We start from the raw sequence: 15670 nt of genomic DNA, 5'->3' as shown, positions 1-15670 counted from the left end.
ATTTATTTTCCAGTTGGAATAAAAGGAATAATACTTTTCGCAACTGTAGATATTGGCATTGTTTGTAAAACAACACGTCCTGGACCGGTAATGACAGTATTGAAGAATCCTTCACCACCTAATAACTTATTTTTCATTCCTGGTACACTTTGTGTTGCTAATTGACAAGTGGCATCCATCAAAGCTAAATTACCAGAATCGACAATAATCTGCTCACCTGGATTTAACTGATATTCTATTGTTGCACCATCTATTTCAATAAAAGCAACTCCTTGCCCTGATAAACGACTCATGACAAAACCTTCACCACCAAAAAGTCCTGTTGATACTTTTTTATTAAAGAAAACACTTCTTTCTACTGATTCCTCGCATACAAGCACTGAAGATTTTTGCACAACGATTTCTTGTCCAGGGGCTATATCATACTTTTTAATTTCCCCTGGAAAAGATGAACCAAAAGCAATCTTTCCAGCTTCCGTTGCTTCATAAATATTTAAAAACATTGTTTCTCCTGAAAACATTCTTCCAAAGGCTTTACCAATACCACCACTTGATGTTTCCATTTTCATACATGGATCCATCCAAGCCATAGCTCCACTATCACTAATCATTTTTTCACCTTTTTCTAAATAACAAATCACAACTGGGAAAGGTGTTCCTTGAATTTCATACTTCATCTTGATTTTCCTCCTGCATAAAAGATTTTAAAATAAGCCTTGCTGTTTGAATATGCGAGGCCAAAGGGATTTAGTGAATATCACAAACACGCATTAATGCATTCATGTTCATGGGATTGAGCCGTCAAAGGATCCCTGAAGAAAATAACAATGTCTATTTTTCCTTCAGCAACTTATCCTTCCATTTGTATAGTGCCGCCATAACGACCAGATAAAAAGCATTGAACTTTTAATCCAGTATTTTCCATAATCTTAAGTCCTGTTGTGCCTGTTGCATAAAGCTGATGATGTTTTAAAAACTCTTCATACTCTTTAACAAATGTAATCATTTCATCCTTTTTTCGATCATGTGCAATGAATGCTATATTCATATTATCTCTTAATTCTATTATACATGAAAAAAGCCTTCATCAAAATGAAAGCTTATAAAATATATTTTTTTATAAATTGACCTATTCCATCATGATTATGATCATCAGTGATATAATCAGCAACACTTTTTGTTTTCTCACTTCCATTAGCCATAACAACACCTACACCAGCATGAAGAGTCATATCATAATCATTATCAGCATCACCAAATGTACAAAGCTGTTGCATGTCAATGCCATGCATAGCCATGACTTCCTGTAAGCCGTGCGTTTTTGTCACTCTTGGATCCATATATTCAAATAATTCACTCGCTGTTTTTAAAGAAGCTGATTTATATTGATCATTTGAGAAAGTCTGACTTCTGGCAACGACTTGATCCATTTCTTCAGGATGACAAATAATAATTAATTTTGGTCGTGATTCTTTTAAAAATTCATCAAAATCCACAACTTTATAAGGTACTTTATCAGCCACTGATAACATTTGAATATGTTCATCATCTTTTGGTGCATATAAAATACCTTGATAAGGAATTGCAAAATTGACATCCATATCTTCAAAATGACGCATTACATCTTGGATTAATTCACCAGCTAATGGATAGCTTGATTTTTCTACCTGAAGGGTATAATCATAAATCTCAGCACCACCCGTTCCAACAATCGCATCAACCAAACCATCAATACCCCATGTTTTTAAAAGTGTTTTGACACTATGCACATCACGTCCAGTTGATAAACCAAATAAAATACCTTTTTCTCTTGCTTTTTTAATCATTTCTACAGTCATTGGTGAAACAATTCCTTCACTTGTTAGAAGAGTTCCATCCACATCACACATAATTGCTTTTACATCCATCTTTATTCTCCCTAAATATAATATTTTGTATAATAATAGATACGTAAAATATCAAAAATCATCATTATCTGATAATTGAACTGAATACCATCAAAACGTCCTGGTACTTGAAGGACATAATTGGCACCTAAATCATTATTCTTTTTATATTTTACATTTTGTGTCATTAATACAATATTAGCACTATGAATATTCTGGTCAGCACTTTCTTTGAGATAATCATTTAAAGTTCTTCCGGTTGCACTCATGAAAATAACGACATCATCTTTTTTAAATTGAAAATCTTTTTCAAAATGATGATATTGAATAACTTCTTTGCCAAAAGTAATGAAATCTGTCTGAAATTCCACTGCAATACTTGTTGGATACAACGCTCCTATCACAATTACACGTTTATTTTTGAAAATCAATTCACAAATCAATTCCAACTCTTTGACAAAAGCTTCTTTATCATAAGAAGAATCTAATTGTTCAATCAATTGTGAGGCTGAAACACCAAGCATCCTTGCACGAATCTGAGACACACGAAGCATATAATCCCCAACCAATTCACTTTGAAACTCTTCATAAGTATCAAATCCTAAATGCTTACAAAAATCTAAAATATCATCTTTTGTAAAGTTTCCTTCATCCATCACTCTTTGCAAAGAATAATCTTCCATTTCAACATAATGATGAACAACAAACAAACCAATACGATACATATGATCATCATCTAAACAGCCATTTAAATACTTTAAAATTCTTGATAAAACAATATCCATAACTCATCCTCCTTACCTCATAATTTTATTATAGTTCTTTTTGATTCAAAACAATGTTTTTTCTCAAATAGATACTTACCAACCATATCATAACAAAAACACAAATAAAAAAAGCAAACTTTCTTAAAATGAAACAATATTCTCGTATTTATTTCTAAATGAAAAAAATATTGAAAATAATCTTTCAATATTTTAATCAATTAATCCCATTTCTTTCATCACTTTATAAATACCATCTTGATCTGGATCAGTAAAGAAATATTTTCCTAATGCCTTTAAATTATCTGATGCACCTTCATAGACCACACCAGTTTCCACTTCTTGAAGCATTTGATAATCATTCATACTATCCCCAAAACCAATTGTATCTTTCATTTGTCCTTTAAAATGATTGACAACTTTTAAAATACCATCTGCTTTGGTACAATATTTTAAAATAATTTCACCATTAATAAAATCATCTTCTTCCTTAGAGAAAGTCACAATATTAAAGAACTCTTCTAAAAAAGGAACACAATCATAAAAACTTTGTTTATTCGGTGCAATAAAACAAACTTTAGTGACACCTGTTTTTAAAATATCAAAATCTTTAATTGGTAAACGATTTTCTCCCATACGTCTTAACTGGAAAAAACGCATTAATTCTAAATTGTTTTCACAGTCTTTTTGATGTTTTTGATCAAAAAATTCATTAACACCAGGTGTCTGATAGAGCGCTTCTTTAGTTTCTAATGTAAACAAAATATGATTATTGATAAATAAAGTCATCACTTCTGATAAAATATATTGATTCATAAAGTTTTCAAAGATATACTCACCATCAACAATCACAAATCCACCAGCAGAGCAAATTGCTCCATCAAAAGCAATTTCACGAATATCACCAACAAGTGAAGTTGGTGCACGTCCAGTACATAAAAAGGCGCGATGCCCATTTTGTCTTGCTTGTTGAATCGCCTGTTTTGTTTTTTCAGTCACCATTTTAGACTTTCCAACTAATGTCCCATCAATATCAAAAAATAAAAATTTTCCCATTATTTTCACCACCGACTTTTATTATACATGTTTTTTTAACTCTGGTATAAAATTATCATTTTTTGAAAATAATCATGATAAAACTTCCTCAATCAATAATGGTTTTTTCACAAATTCATCAGTTAATTCATAAGCATTTAAAATATCTTGTTCTAATTCTTGGGAAAGTCCATTGTTAGTATGCACCTCTACTAACACTTCACCTTTTTTCACAAAGTCACCAATTTTTTTATGAAGGACTAAACCTACACTATAATCAATCTCATCCTCAGTTGTTTCACGTCCCCCACCTAATTTCATACTGACAATTCCTAAAGGTTTGGCTTTTAAATCTTTGATATAACCTGTCTTTAAACTGTATACAGGAATAACATCTTTTGCTTTTGGAAACATTTCAGGATGACGAATATAAGCCTCGTCACCTCCTTGTGCTTTGACCATCGCACAAAAAGTTCTTAATGCCTGTTTACTCTCAATGACATCTTGCAACATTTTTCTGGCTGTTATTAATGAATCCGTTTTTTTGGCTTGAAGCAACATATGACTACCTGCTTGTAAACAGAGTTCCAACAAATCTTCTGGTCCATGTCCATTTAGTGTATCCACTGCTTCTTTAACTTCTAGAATATTGCCAATCGCATAACCTAAAGGCTGACTCATATTAGAAATCGTAGCACGCGTATCTTTACCTAAAGAATCACCAATCTCAATCATTGTACGGGCTAATTCTTTTGCTTCTTCTTTAGTTTTCATAAAAGCACCATCACCATATTTGACATCCAATAAAATTGCATCACTACCAGCCGCTAGTTTTTTAGACATAATGGAGGAAGCAATCAAAGGAATACAAGAAACAGTTGCTGTGACATCACGTAGGGCATACATTTTTTTATCCGCTGGATCTAAATGTCCACTTTGCCCAATAATTGCTAGACCACAGTCATTGACTTGTTTTACAAAATCATCTTCATCAATCATAATATGAAGTCCTGGTATAGATTCTAGTTTATCCAATGTTCCTCCTGTATGTCCCAGTCCTCTACCACTCATTTTTGCAACGGGTACACCACAAGCAGCAACAATTGGTCCTAAAACCATTGATGTTTTATCACCAACACCACCCGTACTATGCTTATCGACTTTAATACCTTGAATACGACTTAAATCAATCACATCACCACTATGCATCATTTCTTTTGTTAAAATGGCTGTTTCTTCTTTATCTAATCCTTGAAAACAAACAGCCATCAGCCATGCACTCATCTGATAATCAGGAATATCATTATGGGTATAGCCTTGTATAATAAAATGAATTTCTTCCGGAGTATGTTTTTTACCTTCTTTTTTCTTTTCAATTAAATCAACCATTCGCATTGTTTTGTCCTCACTTTTCATTTCGATTTAAAAGATTACGAAATCTTATATCTCTATTATACACTCCCCAAAGCGTTAATGCACTATTTATCCAAAAATCAAGATGAAGTAACATACGATTAAATTGATAACCAAAGAAAGCAATAATACCACTAACCATTATAAAATAAATAATCCACATCAAAAGATAACCTAATTTCACTTTTTTAAAAATAAGAAAGTAAGCCAGCCAATAACCATAAGATAAATAATATAAATGACTATAAGGTTTTAAATCTGGTTCTAATATCAACCAACCTAAATGCACAGCCCAGACAAAAGAGGTCCAAAAAACACTTAACATGGCAACAATAAAGATAATGAAATTCCATCTTTCTATTTTCAACATATGATGATAATTTTCTTTTAATATTTCTGGCACGATGTCTTCATGATGTTGTTCATATTCTCCTATAAAAAAATTCATTAAGTCTAATCCCCAATATTTCACACAAAGGCATATACAAGGAAGCATCAGGTAAATGAATACCCTTTTCCCTTAGTTAAAGATATGAACCCTCATTATCAGTCTACTTTTCCAATAAATCGGTAGTATATCTCTATTTCCTGTATTCTTTTATTGTCCTCATTCGTTGTTGCTTCGTGAATAAGGATTTTTTCTATCATTGCATTTAATAACGGTGCTGTCAGTTCCTTTGGTACGGAATACTCCTTGATTAACTCAATCCACTTTTCAGCACCTATCATATCCTGTTCCATTTTACTTAATTCTTCTCTTAGGTCGGTTATCTGCTGTTCCAGTTCTATCTGTTCTTTCTGATATTTTCCCGACAGCATGATGAAATTTCGTTCCGTTATCTTCTCACAGGCTCTATCTTCGTACATTTTCGCAAACAAGCGGTCAATCTCATTTTGACGGTTCTCGGCTTTCTTCAAAGCACTTGCCTTTTTCTTCTTTTCTCGTATTCGCTCTGCATTCCCAGCCTTTTGTATCTTATTCAGCACCTTTTCTTCGTCCTGCTGTACTGCCTTAGCCCAATACTGCAATCGTTCCAATACGGCTTGATACAACACATCATAACAGATATAGTGCATAGAACAAGTACTTTTGCCAAACTGCCCGTAGTAACTGCAAGCATAATAACTGTATGGTGTTTTATTTGCCTTATTTGTCGCAAACCGCATAGACCAGCCACAATCCGCACACTTGACAAGCCCTGCAAATATTGGCGTTGCTTTTTTCTTTGTCTGTCTACGCCTTGATTTTATCTGTTCCGGCACACGATAGAACACTTCTTTGTCAATAATCGGTTCGTGGGTATTTTCTACTCGAAACCATTCACTTTCGAGCTTACGCACTTTTTTCTTGCTCTTGAATGAAACTGTTGATTGTCGATTATGAACGCTGTTTCCGATATAGACTTCACTTTTTAAAATTGCCTTAACATGAGCAATCGTCCACTCATAACGCTTGCTGTCGGGCTTTCCCTCAAAGATATGTGCAAAAGTACCGTACCTTGTGAAATTCAGCCAAGACGCTGTCGGAACTTTTTCTTCTCGCAGTACCTTTGTGATTTTGGCACTACCATAACCTTGATAGGCTAGGAGAAGATTTTTTCAACAATCCATTTTGTTTCCTCATCAACCAGCAGTTTTCCTTTGATGTCGGGGTGTTTCTTATATCCTAACGGAGCATAAGCCTCATAATATGCACCCTCTGCAAATTTTGTCTTGAATGCCGATTTCACTTTACGGCTTGTATCTCTTGCCACCCATTCATTGATAATATTTTTAAATGGTGCAATCTCACTTTCGCCTTTTTCGCTGTCTACACCGTCGTCAATCGCTATGTAACGGACATTATGGCTGGGAAAATACAATTCTGTATATTGTCCTGTCATAATATAATTTCTGCCAAGTCGGGAAAGATCTTTCGTTACAACACAGTTGATTTTTCCTGCCTCTATATCTTCAATCATTCTCTGGAAACACGGTCTTTCAAAATTTGTTCCCGACCAGCCGTCATCAATATATTCATCAATCACATTCAAATGATGTTCTTTTGCATATAGACACAACATACTTCTTTGTGTGGTAATGCTGGAACTTTCGCCCTGTAATTCATCATCTCGGCTTAACCTAAGATAAAGTGCAGTATTGTAAATCTGTTGTTTCATTGTCAGTTATCCTCCTTTATAACTAACCCGTGTTTACAATACCTGCTTGCAAGTAAAGTATAACATGGGTACTTTTTGTCATTCAATCTATTTCTTACAACTGCACCGATTTTATGCGATTGTCTGCTTTGCTTTTTCCAGCATAACATCCGTCAGAAGTTCTTCCATTGTCTTTCCCTTTTCGGAAAAATGCTCTTTTACAACAATCTTTGTTTTTCCTCTGTTGCCAATGCCACGCTTATTATTTGTCTTTTCCTACCTTGTTTTTACAATATCAGCAATAACACATACCCCCTTTCTGTAAAAATCTTTTCTAAGTAATTCAACGGCTTTTGTCATAGCCTACAGGAGTTCCACCTCTGCATAGTTCTTATGTAGCCGTACCCATTGCGTGCGACGCTCTGAACGCTCAAGCTGTGGCTGTACGGGAGTATCATTATCAGACAGGACAGGTCATGGCGATAAAAGAGAACAAATCTTTTACAGGAACACAGATAGGTTGTCGCTCGCTTTTGCAGGGGAAAGGTCATGGCGTATCTGTTTCGACGGCTCGCTGTCTGTCAAACGTATTGAACTGCTTTATTCAGTTGTCAAAGAACACGAAAGAAGAAAATCGTCTTTCCTATATACCGCATTGGAAAAGAGCAGAAGCGTAGCCAATCTTCAAAACTTTTTTCTTATCCTGTACCATATAGGGAAAGAAAGTGTCATTCTGCTAAGTTGATGATGAAAAAATCCGATTTTCTTTTCACACCCTAACTACCCATGCAACGCCGTAACTGCCAACTGTGGAATGAAAGATTTTCTTTGCTCCATATAGGGAACGGCAACTACCAAATGTTAAGTTGAGAATGAAAAGATTTTCTTCTTTTCGCATAACACTGTCCACTAATCATGAATTTCCGTCATATTTCTCAAAAAAAGTTTAGATTTTCTCAACTTCCACTTCATATAGGGAATAAACACCTTGTTTTGTTGCAGATTTTTTGAAGAAATTAAAAAATACCGTCATTCTCTTGTGGAATAGCGGTATCTATACGTTCTTCTATGGTTGATTTTTCTAATTGTAATAAGTGTTTATGCTTATCTTTGAGTTCTGCCTGCTCAATCATATCTTTCAGTATCGTTGTATGATTTTCTCTGTCTAATGCCTGTATCATTTTTATGGTCGGTGCAACCTGCCTTTGTAGCCAATGTAATGCCTTTTGCAAGGTGTAAGGCTCTGGCTTTGTAGTTAAGCGTATCGTTTCTCTGTTATCCCCTACAAACCACGCCCAATTTTCATTCATTTTCCATTGACTTTTCGGTTTATCTTCCTCTCTATCTACAAAACGGACATAATGATTGATGATAGAAAAAGCAGTACGTTCAGCGTCCCGATAAGTCAGTAAATCTACAACCGCATAATAGGCTCGCTCATTCTTCATGCGTATTTCAAAACGGTTCTTAATCTCGGTATCTTCAACTTCTGTGCCATTCTTGACATACTGCTCATAGTTCTTTTGATAAGCACACATATATAGTTTGCTACTTGTTGAGCCAAGATATAAAGTTTCGCCTGTGTTCTTTGGCATATCATCACCGCATTTTTCTGTACTGCCATAATTTTTCTGTTTACGGAAATAGGAAACACATTCCCCAGCCATATATTTTTCCTTTAACTTTGGAATATCTAATATTCCTGCTCGGTCATTGATAGCCAAATCAAGCCGTTTCATCACACCGCCAGCCGTCATACAATCATGCATAAAATCATACCATGAGCGTTCCTGTGCCAGCAGATAACTTTCCAGTTGCCGACAGCCTTTGCCTTTTAGTTCCAATAGAACACCTAAATGTTACTGCATGGAACACATGACATTGATGTCGCCAAGCACATATTTGCTTTCATACCCGTATTTTCCATAATCTTCATACAGCATATAATCTGCTTTCAGTTGCAATACATCACGAATAATCTTTAATGCGTCCGTAGTAGGAAGCGGACACGAAAGTAATCAATTAGTAAAAATAACGGCTCTCGTGGATTGAAACGCTCAATCTGTTTTTCTATGATTTCCTTTAATTCATCATTCAATGGCTGTTTGCCTTTTTCAATGCGGTTGTAATACTCACGGCTGATACCACAGGCAACCGCAAGCCTTGTTTGTGTTACACCGTATTTTTCACGTTTTTTCCTTAATTCTTCAATAAAGTTTTTATCATTCATTCTAAAATTCCTCCAATCAAAAAAGACAACTACCATTTACTGATAATTGCCTGTTAATAAAAATCTGTATAGAAAAAGCAGTCAATCCTAAGACTAACTGCTTATGCGTATGAATATGAGATTTACAGATACTTCACTTTCCTTGATATTACATAACATCTAAATTTCAAAAGTAACTTTCTCTTGTTTGATTTTTGAATACTCATCAATTTCTTTTTGCCAGCATTTCAATTTTTCTTCTGTAATTTTATGTCCTTTTCCCAATCGTTTCATATCAGTAATTCGTTCTTCTACGGTTCGGATATGCCCGATTTTTTGACTTCTGCAACAGGAGAAAAAGGCAGATAAACTTGATGATAATTCAATATCATTTTTTGACATATCATGGTAACAAAAATATATTTTCCCTGTATTATCTCCACATAATCCGATTAAAAGATAATCTCCAAATGAATTGATTGCAATAGGAAACAGGTTGTTATCAATCATATCTGAAAACAATAGTGTATTTTCAAGCATTGAAATATTATAATTCATATCTGCTTTACCAAGACCATAAAACGCTTGAATATCTGATGAAATTCCTTGAAGATGAAAGGTTGTGTTAGGAGTTTTTCCACCATTATATTTTTGTAAAAATATTCGATATTCCGTAGGAAAAATAAAACCATAACGATTTTCTATTTCTTGAATAGCATTCTCAATATCTTCATTGTTAAATTTTGATATTAACATCTTTATCCCCCATTCATTAAATTTCTTTCAAGCATTCCGTTTTCACTATTTATAAAAATCATTGATTTTCAGTTATAATAATGCTTTCAATCCCATTAAGAAAAGTATAATAGCAACTACTGGAACTGGAATTGTGCAAATAAGAAATAAATTTAATTTTTTCTTTGCCTCGTCTGTATCTTCTTGTTTCGTTTTTTTGATTTTTTGCAAAACAATAAATGGAAAAGAAAGAAAAATAAGAACACCTATTAAAATCATTGCAATATTCATTTATATAATCCTCCTTGATAAGTTTATATATATTTGCCATGTGAAATAGATACTTTTTATATCACATCATGTAAAATGCAGTTTTACCTTGTAAATACAACGTTTTACGTTTGTAAATGCCCATTATCTTTTGTTTTTTCCGCCCCTTGTTAGATAACGGGGCTTAATCTTCGCTCGCCATGGCTCGCTCACAGACGAAGTGAACCAGCCACTTGCAAGACATGGCAGAAAAATCCGAGAGATTTTCCTGCCACCGTGTCTGGATCACTCCGTCTGCATAATTCAAACATGAATTTATTACAAACACACAATCTATTCGTGAACAGTATAATACTCTAAGCCAAATAAACTTTTACGAACGCAAACCCTACGTGTATCTCCCTCAGATGTTTTCAAATATTCGTTTTTTGACACATTGAAGCTCTGTTTTTCTCCACGCCAATTTGCTATCAGTTCATAGTCTGTAAGACTGCTTCCTGTATCTATATCTTTATCAATAACGACGATTTCTTCATGTGTTGCTCTATCAAATGTCAATAAAATATTGACAGGCATGGCAATGATAAATGATATATACAATGTTGCGAATAATACTGATATTATTCGTGCTTTTCTTTGATGTATCTTGAGTTTTAAAGATTTGAAGATAAAAGGGATAGATAGGATAACCGCACTGATAAAAATAAATTTCAATAAATCATAAAAGTCACAGTCACATATCTGAAAAACAAACATACAGAATAGTGACGCTATAAGTGCACCGAATAAAGGTAATTGCAGTATGACATCTTCAACTTTTTTACTCTTGGTTTCAAAATAAATATATGGGTAATACCATACATATAATGCATAGGTGGATAGGATAACAAGGATATAGATAATATACATTGATTTGCCACCGAACAAAAATGCCAAAGCATCAGCGATTATGAATCCCCAGCCGAAAATCTTTAGTCTTTGTCTTACTTTTTCAATTTTATCTTTTTCTACTGTTCTTTGCAGTTTCTCAGTCGTATCCTTTTCATCAAATATAGATTTATAATAATTTTTTTCTATCCAGTTCAAAGCAGAAATATATTTTGATACATTCTTATTTTGTTCAACAAGTTCCTCAAAATCAATAATCGAGACACCTTTTTCTGCAAGCATCTCAAATAAAACATCTAGGTTGTCCAGCGTAGAGTCCAATTCGTTTAATCTGTTGTAATTATTATCAATTAAGACCATTGATGTCTTATTGCCCAATGGAACAAAAAGCAAACAATGAATATCATGATATTTTATTACACGTGTTTTCTTCAATGGATAGCAAAAAGTCAGTGTATCTTCTTCTATGATAATTTTTTCTCTTTCATATCCTATCAGTAGAATTATTCCAAGTGCTACAAATGGCAAAAAACATATTGAAGCAATCATACCTGCTACTATGCCAAAAAATATACTCATCATTGAAAATACAACAGTAGTTATAATACCTATAATTTTCACATATTTTTTATTTCTTATGATTTTCCTTTCCATTCAATCTTCTCCTTTGATAAAAAATATTTTTTATAATTATATCATCACGAATTTAAACAGTCATTATTTTTCTGCTATCTGTCAGAATATTTTTTATCCCATGCCTTATCAAGAGTGCAAGCATTGCTTACGCAACAAGCTCTTGACAATTCATGCTCTAAAAAATGATAGATAATCAAGCAGAAAAAAGAACAAATTATGCTGTGTTACAGCAACAAAAAGACATCTCATATCTTGTATGAAATGCCTGTTTTCTTTTTTATGCAATTTTTCTTTGTCGTATCAAGGTTCTTTCAATCGTAGTGAATTTGTGGTAAATTTCTTTTGTATTTTCATTCTTATTACTTAAAGTACTTGTGTTTATGCAGATAATCAGATTTTTAATCTTTTTTATCGGAAAATAAAAAAGAATTGCCTTTTTTTATTTTAAACAGGAGACCTTTTCAGATTTCCTGCTCAGTAGAGTTGCGAAGATGTTGTTGTTATTTAATTTCAATGTTCGTCATAGTTACTAACCCAAGACGAACTAAAATAGTTTGTACGATACGATACCAAAAAATACCTAGAATCAGAAGTAAAGCATATAAAATAATTGACGCTTGTAAATATTGTCTGCCAAAGTGAATAAGAATAATCAGTGGAGACATTAATATTACAAAGAATATAATGCTTGTAATTATTTTTTTATGTTTTTTTGTATCTGCTAAATCAAATTCAGCTCCACAAGAACATTTGTTAGGTATTCCGCCTTTTATTTCAGTACCACAGTTCATGCAATATAGTTTCTTCATTCTAATCACCTCTACAACCTGAAATTTATAAATGAGGTAACACAGATTGGATAAATCCTTTGTCAGATAAAATAAAAAAATTTGCTTATATTCTGTTACAGCAGGGTCTATATATATTTTTTCTTTTTACCAAAGATAGAAATTGCTTTAGACCGTCTAATTTTGACACTTTCGATTTCTTTAAATTGTATCTGTTTCTTTTTACCAAGAATAGGTACTTCAATAATTTCATCTCTGCTAAGGATTATTTTATATCGTTTAAATCCAATGCTCAATATCAATAAAAGAACTAAAATTCCTAAAATTAACGAAATGATTTCTTCCTTTTGTTCTGGCGGTGCAATGAGGGAACAAATAAGCAAACAGAAAAATCCTATACCAATAAGACCAACCATTATATAAATATACTCTGATGGATACCTTGCGGTAATTTCTTTTTATTTTCTGATATATTCATCTAATAATTCTCCTTAAATTCCAATTTATATGTTTCTCTGTATTTACATTATACCATTTTCCACTATCTGCTACAATATTTCAAAATCTTAAGATTACTATTTTTTCTTGTACAAAAAGGTTACTTATCCGTCTATGATTTGTTAAGGGTGCTGTTCAGCATTGCTTACGCAACAAGCCCTTGACAAATCATATCCTGATAAGTTTAAAGTAATTAAGCAGAAATGAAATAGTCTGTTGTTTCAAGCCAACGAAAAAGAGATACCAGCACATTTATGCAGTATTTCTAACTTAATAGTATTATTCTTTTATTCGCAAGCAGGTAAACACAGGTTATTCCTTAATATCCTTTTGTTCGGGAAACTCCCTTTTCCCTTTTGGATACAGATTTATCTGTCACTGATAGTTGTTGAACCAATTGTTTTTGGGTTAATCCTATTTTCTTTTGATCCATAATGATTCCTCCTACTTCTATTATATCTTTTTATCAAAAGAGGAACGCCCCGTAAAAGTAGAATTCCATAAATTCATGGGAAAATCTATCATTTTTTTAATGTTTATCAATAAATTCTATCAATGGTTTACGCATAACAAGCTGACTATGATTTTGATACCAATCATAAGACTCTTGTAATCCTTTATCAAGTGACTTTGTTGTTGTTAAGATTAATTTCTGTTTTTGAACATCTAAAGCATACTCATAGTTATAGAATGGAAAATATTGTCTTTGTTCAATGGTCGAATCCACATGAATGAAGTTTGGTTTTTGATGACAAGTTTCATAACATAATTCTACCCAGTCTTTAATCGTTACAGATTGAGGATTGCCAACATTAAAGATGTGTTCAAATGATGAATCAATCATCAGATGATATAGAAAATGACTCAAATCTTCGATATAGAAAAACTGTAATTTCATAGAACCATCTTTAGGGATATAAAAAGGGCGATTCAAATTGGCACATTCAAAAACAAAGGCTTCACGATAAACATTGTTCATCGGTCCATAAAGATACGATGGTCTGATGATATAAGCATTTGGTACATATTGAAGCAAAGTTTTTTCAGCAGATATTTTGTTGATGCCATAATCTTGCTAATAACGATTCAAGCTAAGTGGTGTCTTTTCATCAAATGGCTGTTTTGCACGCTCTGGATAAACGGCACTTGAACTGATCATGATATATTGTTGGAAATGTCCTAATGCTTGAAGCAAATCTAAAATATCTTGTTCATCATAGGCACATACATTTACCACAACATCAAAATCAATGGATTGAAGCTGATTTTGTAGATGATGTCTATCTGCTTGAATCCAATGAACGCCTTAAGGTTGTGATTTTGTGCCACAATTCAAAACATAGACTTTGTATCCCATTTTCACAAAATACTCACTGACAAAGCGACTGACAAAAACTGTACTACCGGTTACTAATATTGTTTTCATTGTTTTTCTCCTCCAAAAAAATACAAAGTTTTATTCAAACTTTGTATCCACTTCAAAAATACAATGCCCATTCAAATAATCTTTCACAGACATTCTTTTTTTACCTTCTAATTGTAATTCTGTAATTAAATACACACCATCGTTAACTTTGACACCAATGGCATCTTTAAAAATTTTAACAATTGTTCCATTATCTTGATGGGCATGGTGTTTCATAGCATTTTCACAATGATGGACTTGTCCTGCCCAAATTTTAACAGTCTTTCCCTGATAAGTTGTATAACTCCCTGGCCATGGATTTGTTCCACGAACTTTATTATAAACTTGTTTGGCAGATAAGTTCCAATCAATACGTTCATCTTCTCTTGAAAGTGTTGGTGCATAAGTCACTTTACTTTCATCTTGAGGAATACGCGCATTTGTTCCATTCAATACATCTGGTAATGTTTCTTTTAACAACTGAGCACCTAAATCACTTAAACGATCATACAATACCCCCACTGTATCTTCATCATTAATAGGTGTTTCTTTTTGAGCAATCATATCTCCTGCATCCATCTTTTTCACCATATACATAATCGTCACACCTGTTTTGTCTTGTCCATCAATGATGGCCTGGTGAACTGGCGCACCACCACGATACAATGGCAATAAAGACGCATGGACATTGATACACCCTAAACGTGGCGTATCTAAAAGTGCTTGGGGAATAATTTGTCCATAAGCTGCAGTAATAATCAAATCTGGTTGTAAATCAATAATTGCCTGATAATCTTCTTTGATACGTGCTGGTTGAATAACTGGAATATCATATTTTAAAGCTTCTACCTTCACATCGGGCATTGTTAAAACTTTTTTCTTCCCACATAACGATCTGGTTGTGTGACAACCCCTACAATATGATAATCATTATCTATCAACATTTTCAAAACAGCTAATGAAAAAGAAGCTGTTCCCATAAATACAATTCTTTCTTTCATAACA

20 protein-coding genes and 2 pseudogenes are annotated in these 15670 nt (G+C 33.3%); all 22 read right to left on the bottom strand.

From position 1 onward, the window contains the following. Nucleotides 1-2: 2 nt before the first annotated feature. The 22 genes and pseudogenes from NMU03_RS11350 to NMU03_RS18240 all read right to left on the bottom strand — a co-directional run bounded on the left by NMU03_RS11350 (nt 3) and on the right by NMU03_RS18240 (nt 15666). Nucleotides 3-677, bottom strand: coding sequence for an AIM24 family protein (locus NMU03_RS11350; protein WP_290138459.1), 675 nt, complete (start codon nt 675-677; stop codon nt 3-5). Nucleotides 678-850: 173 nt separating this feature from the next. Next, nucleotides 851-1048: a methylglyoxal synthase gene (locus tag NMU03_RS11345; protein ID WP_290138457.1), complete on the bottom strand. Its 198-nt coding sequence runs from the start codon at nt 1046-1048 to the stop codon at nt 851-853. A gap of 52 nt (nt 1049-1100) precedes the next feature. Next, on the bottom strand, nt 1101-1907 hold the full coding sequence (locus NMU03_RS11340; RefSeq protein WP_290138455.1) for an HAD family hydrolase: 807 nt from the start codon (nt 1905-1907) through the stop codon (nt 1101-1103). 11 nt (nt 1908-1918) lie between these two features. Beyond that, nucleotides 1919-2671 carry a MurR/RpiR family transcriptional regulator gene (locus NMU03_RS11335; protein ID WP_290138453.1) on the bottom strand — a complete coding sequence of 251 codons (753 nt, stop codon included), beginning with the start codon at nt 2669-2671 and terminating at the stop codon, nt 1919-1921. Nucleotides 2672-2863: 192 nt separating this feature from the next. After that, a complete protein-coding gene (locus tag NMU03_RS11330) occupies nt 2864-3706 on the bottom strand; it encodes a Cof-type HAD-IIB family hydrolase (RefSeq protein WP_290138451.1) in 843 nt (280 codons plus the stop codon). A gap of 72 nt (nt 3707-3778) precedes the next feature. Continuing rightward, on the bottom strand, nt 3779-5080 hold the full coding sequence (locus NMU03_RS11325; protein ID WP_290138449.1) for a pyrimidine-nucleoside phosphorylase: 1302 nt from the start codon (nt 5078-5080) through the stop codon (nt 3779-3781). Between the two features lie 10 nt (nt 5081-5090). Beyond that, nucleotides 5091-5546 carry a hypothetical protein gene (locus tag NMU03_RS11320; protein ID WP_290138447.1) on the bottom strand — a complete coding sequence of 152 codons (456 nt, stop codon included), beginning with the start codon at nt 5544-5546 and terminating at the stop codon, nt 5091-5093. 98 nt (nt 5547-5644) lie between these two features. Further along, nucleotides 5645-6085 (bottom strand): DUF4368 domain-containing protein, encoded by a 441-nt coding sequence (locus NMU03_RS18265; protein ID WP_494337176.1) that lies wholly within the window; start codon nt 6083-6085, stop codon nt 5645-5647. A 48-nt stretch (nt 6086-6133) separates the two neighbouring features. After that, nucleotides 6134-6664: pseudogene (locus NMU03_RS18260) on the bottom strand (recombinase family protein); the annotation flags it as partial. A gap of 17 nt (nt 6665-6681) precedes the next feature. Then, nucleotides 6682-7257, bottom strand: coding sequence for a recombinase family protein (locus NMU03_RS18060; RefSeq protein WP_435372901.1), 576 nt, complete (start codon nt 7255-7257; stop codon nt 6682-6684). A 995-nt stretch (nt 7258-8252) separates the two neighbouring features. Next, complete coding sequence (locus NMU03_RS18255) at nt 8253-8975, bottom strand: replication initiation factor domain-containing protein (protein WP_494337175.1); 723 nt, start codon at nt 8973-8975, stop codon at nt 8253-8255. 84 nt (nt 8976-9059) lie between these two features. Next, nucleotides 9060-9200 (bottom strand): annotated as a pseudogene (locus NMU03_RS18250) (Cro/Cl family transcriptional regulator); the annotation flags it as partial. A gap of 17 nt (nt 9201-9217) precedes the next feature. Next, nucleotides 9218-9466: a helix-turn-helix domain-containing protein gene (locus tag NMU03_RS18245; RefSeq protein ID WP_494337158.1), complete on the bottom strand. Its 249-nt coding sequence runs from the start codon at nt 9464-9466 to the stop codon at nt 9218-9220. A 159-nt stretch (nt 9467-9625) separates the two neighbouring features. Then, entirely contained in the window at nt 9626-10201 is a 576-nt protein-coding gene (locus tag NMU03_RS11300) for an SMI1/KNR4 family protein (protein ID WP_290138446.1), read from the bottom strand. A 72-nt stretch (nt 10202-10273) separates the two neighbouring features. Next, nucleotides 10274-10471 carry a hypothetical protein gene (locus NMU03_RS11295; protein ID WP_290138444.1) on the bottom strand — a complete coding sequence of 66 codons (198 nt, stop codon included), beginning with the start codon at nt 10469-10471 and terminating at the stop codon, nt 10274-10276. Nucleotides 10472-10783: 312 nt separating this feature from the next. Then, nucleotides 10784-11992: a hypothetical protein gene (locus NMU03_RS11290; RefSeq protein WP_290138443.1), complete on the bottom strand. Its 1209-nt coding sequence runs from the start codon at nt 11990-11992 to the stop codon at nt 10784-10786. A 482-nt stretch (nt 11993-12474) separates the two neighbouring features. Next, the gene (locus NMU03_RS11285) at nt 12475-12783 is read right to left on the bottom strand and encodes a hypothetical protein (RefSeq protein WP_290138441.1); all 309 of its coding nucleotides are present in this window, start codon (nt 12781-12783) and stop codon (nt 12475-12477) included. A gap of 107 nt (nt 12784-12890) precedes the next feature. Beyond that, complete coding sequence (locus NMU03_RS11280) at nt 12891-13187, bottom strand: EbsA family protein (RefSeq protein WP_494337174.1); 297 nt, start codon at nt 13185-13187, stop codon at nt 12891-12893. A gap of 602 nt (nt 13188-13789) precedes the next feature. Then, nucleotides 13790-14323 (bottom strand): Rossmann-fold NAD(P)-binding domain-containing protein, encoded by a 534-nt coding sequence (locus NMU03_RS11275; protein WP_290142332.1) that lies wholly within the window; start codon nt 14321-14323, stop codon nt 13790-13792. 12 nt (nt 14324-14335) lie between these two features. Continuing rightward, the gene (locus NMU03_RS11270) at nt 14336-14497 is read right to left on the bottom strand and encodes a hypothetical protein (RefSeq protein ID WP_290138438.1); all 162 of its coding nucleotides are present in this window, start codon (nt 14495-14497) and stop codon (nt 14336-14338) included. 219 nt (nt 14498-14716) lie between these two features. Then, entirely contained in the window at nt 14717-15529 is an 813-nt protein-coding gene (fmt, locus tag NMU03_RS11265; protein ID WP_290138436.1) for a methionyl-tRNA formyltransferase, read from the bottom strand. Nucleotides 15530-15531: 2 nt separating this feature from the next. Further along, nucleotides 15532-15666, bottom strand: a complete 135-nt coding sequence (locus NMU03_RS18240) for a hypothetical protein (RefSeq protein WP_290138434.1) — start codon at nt 15664-15666, stop codon at nt 15532-15534. Nucleotides 15667-15670: the final 4 nt, after the last annotated feature.

The sequence above is a fragment of the Allocoprobacillus halotolerans genome, from assembly GCF_024399475.1.
Classification (GTDB): Bacteria; Bacillota_I; Bacilli_A; order Erysipelotrichales; family Coprobacillaceae; genus Allocoprobacillus; species Allocoprobacillus halotolerans.
Note: the sequence above shows the minus strand (reverse complement) of the source record. Positions and strands in the feature narration are given on the sequence as shown.

Coding starts and splice junctions, on each gene's coding strand:
- NMU03_RS11335 (WP_290138453.1), bottom strand. CDS start 2,671: ATGGATATTGTTTTATCAAGAATTTTAAAGTATTTAAATGGCTGTTTA.
- NMU03_RS11300 (WP_290138446.1), bottom strand. CDS start 10,201: ATGTTAATATCAAAATTTAACAATGAAGATATTGAGAATGCTATTCAA.
- fmt (WP_290138436.1), bottom strand. CDS start 15,529: ATGCCCGATGTGAAGGTAGAAGCTTTAAAATATGATATTCCAGTTATT.
- NMU03_RS18255 (WP_494337175.1), bottom strand. CDS start 8,975: ATGAAACGGCTTGATTTGGCTATCAATGACCGAGCAGGAATATTAGAT.
- NMU03_RS18245 (WP_494337158.1), bottom strand. CDS start 9,466: ATGAATGATAAAAACTTTATTGAAGAATTAAGGAAAAAACGTGAAAAA.
- NMU03_RS11325 (WP_290138449.1), bottom strand. CDS start 5,080: ATGCGAATGGTTGATTTAATTGAAAAGAAAAAAGAAGGTAAAAAACAT.
- NMU03_RS11345 (WP_290138457.1), bottom strand. CDS start 1,048: ATGAATATAGCATTCATTGCACATGATCGAAAAAAGGATGAAATGATT.
- NMU03_RS11290 (WP_290138443.1), bottom strand. CDS start 11,992: ATGGAAAGGAAAATCATAAGAAATAAAAAATATGTGAAAATTATAGGT.
- NMU03_RS11350 (WP_290138459.1), bottom strand. CDS start 677: ATGAAGTATGAAATTCAAGGAACACCTTTCCCAGTTGTGATTTGTTAT.
- NMU03_RS11295 (WP_290138444.1), bottom strand. CDS start 10,471: ATGAATATTGCAATGATTTTAATAGGTGTTCTTATTTTTCTTTCTTTT.
- NMU03_RS11320 (WP_290138447.1), bottom strand. CDS start 5,546: ATGAATTTTTTTATAGGAGAATATGAACAACATCATGAAGACATCGTG.
- NMU03_RS11285 (WP_290138441.1), bottom strand. CDS start 12,783: ATGAAGAAACTATATTGCATGAACTGTGGTACTGAAATAAAAGGCGGA.
- NMU03_RS18240 (WP_290138434.1), bottom strand. CDS start 15,666: ATGAAAGAAAGAATTGTATTTATGGGAACAGCTTCTTTTTCATTAGCT.
- NMU03_RS11330 (WP_290138451.1), bottom strand. CDS start 3,706: ATGGGAAAATTTTTATTTTTTGATATTGATGGGACATTAGTTGGAAAG.
- NMU03_RS11340 (WP_290138455.1), bottom strand. CDS start 1,907: ATGGATGTAAAAGCAATTATGTGTGATGTGGATGGAACTCTTCTAACA.
- NMU03_RS18060 (WP_435372901.1), bottom strand. CDS start 7,257: ATGAAACAACAGATTTACAATACTGCACTTTATCTTAGGTTAAGCCGA.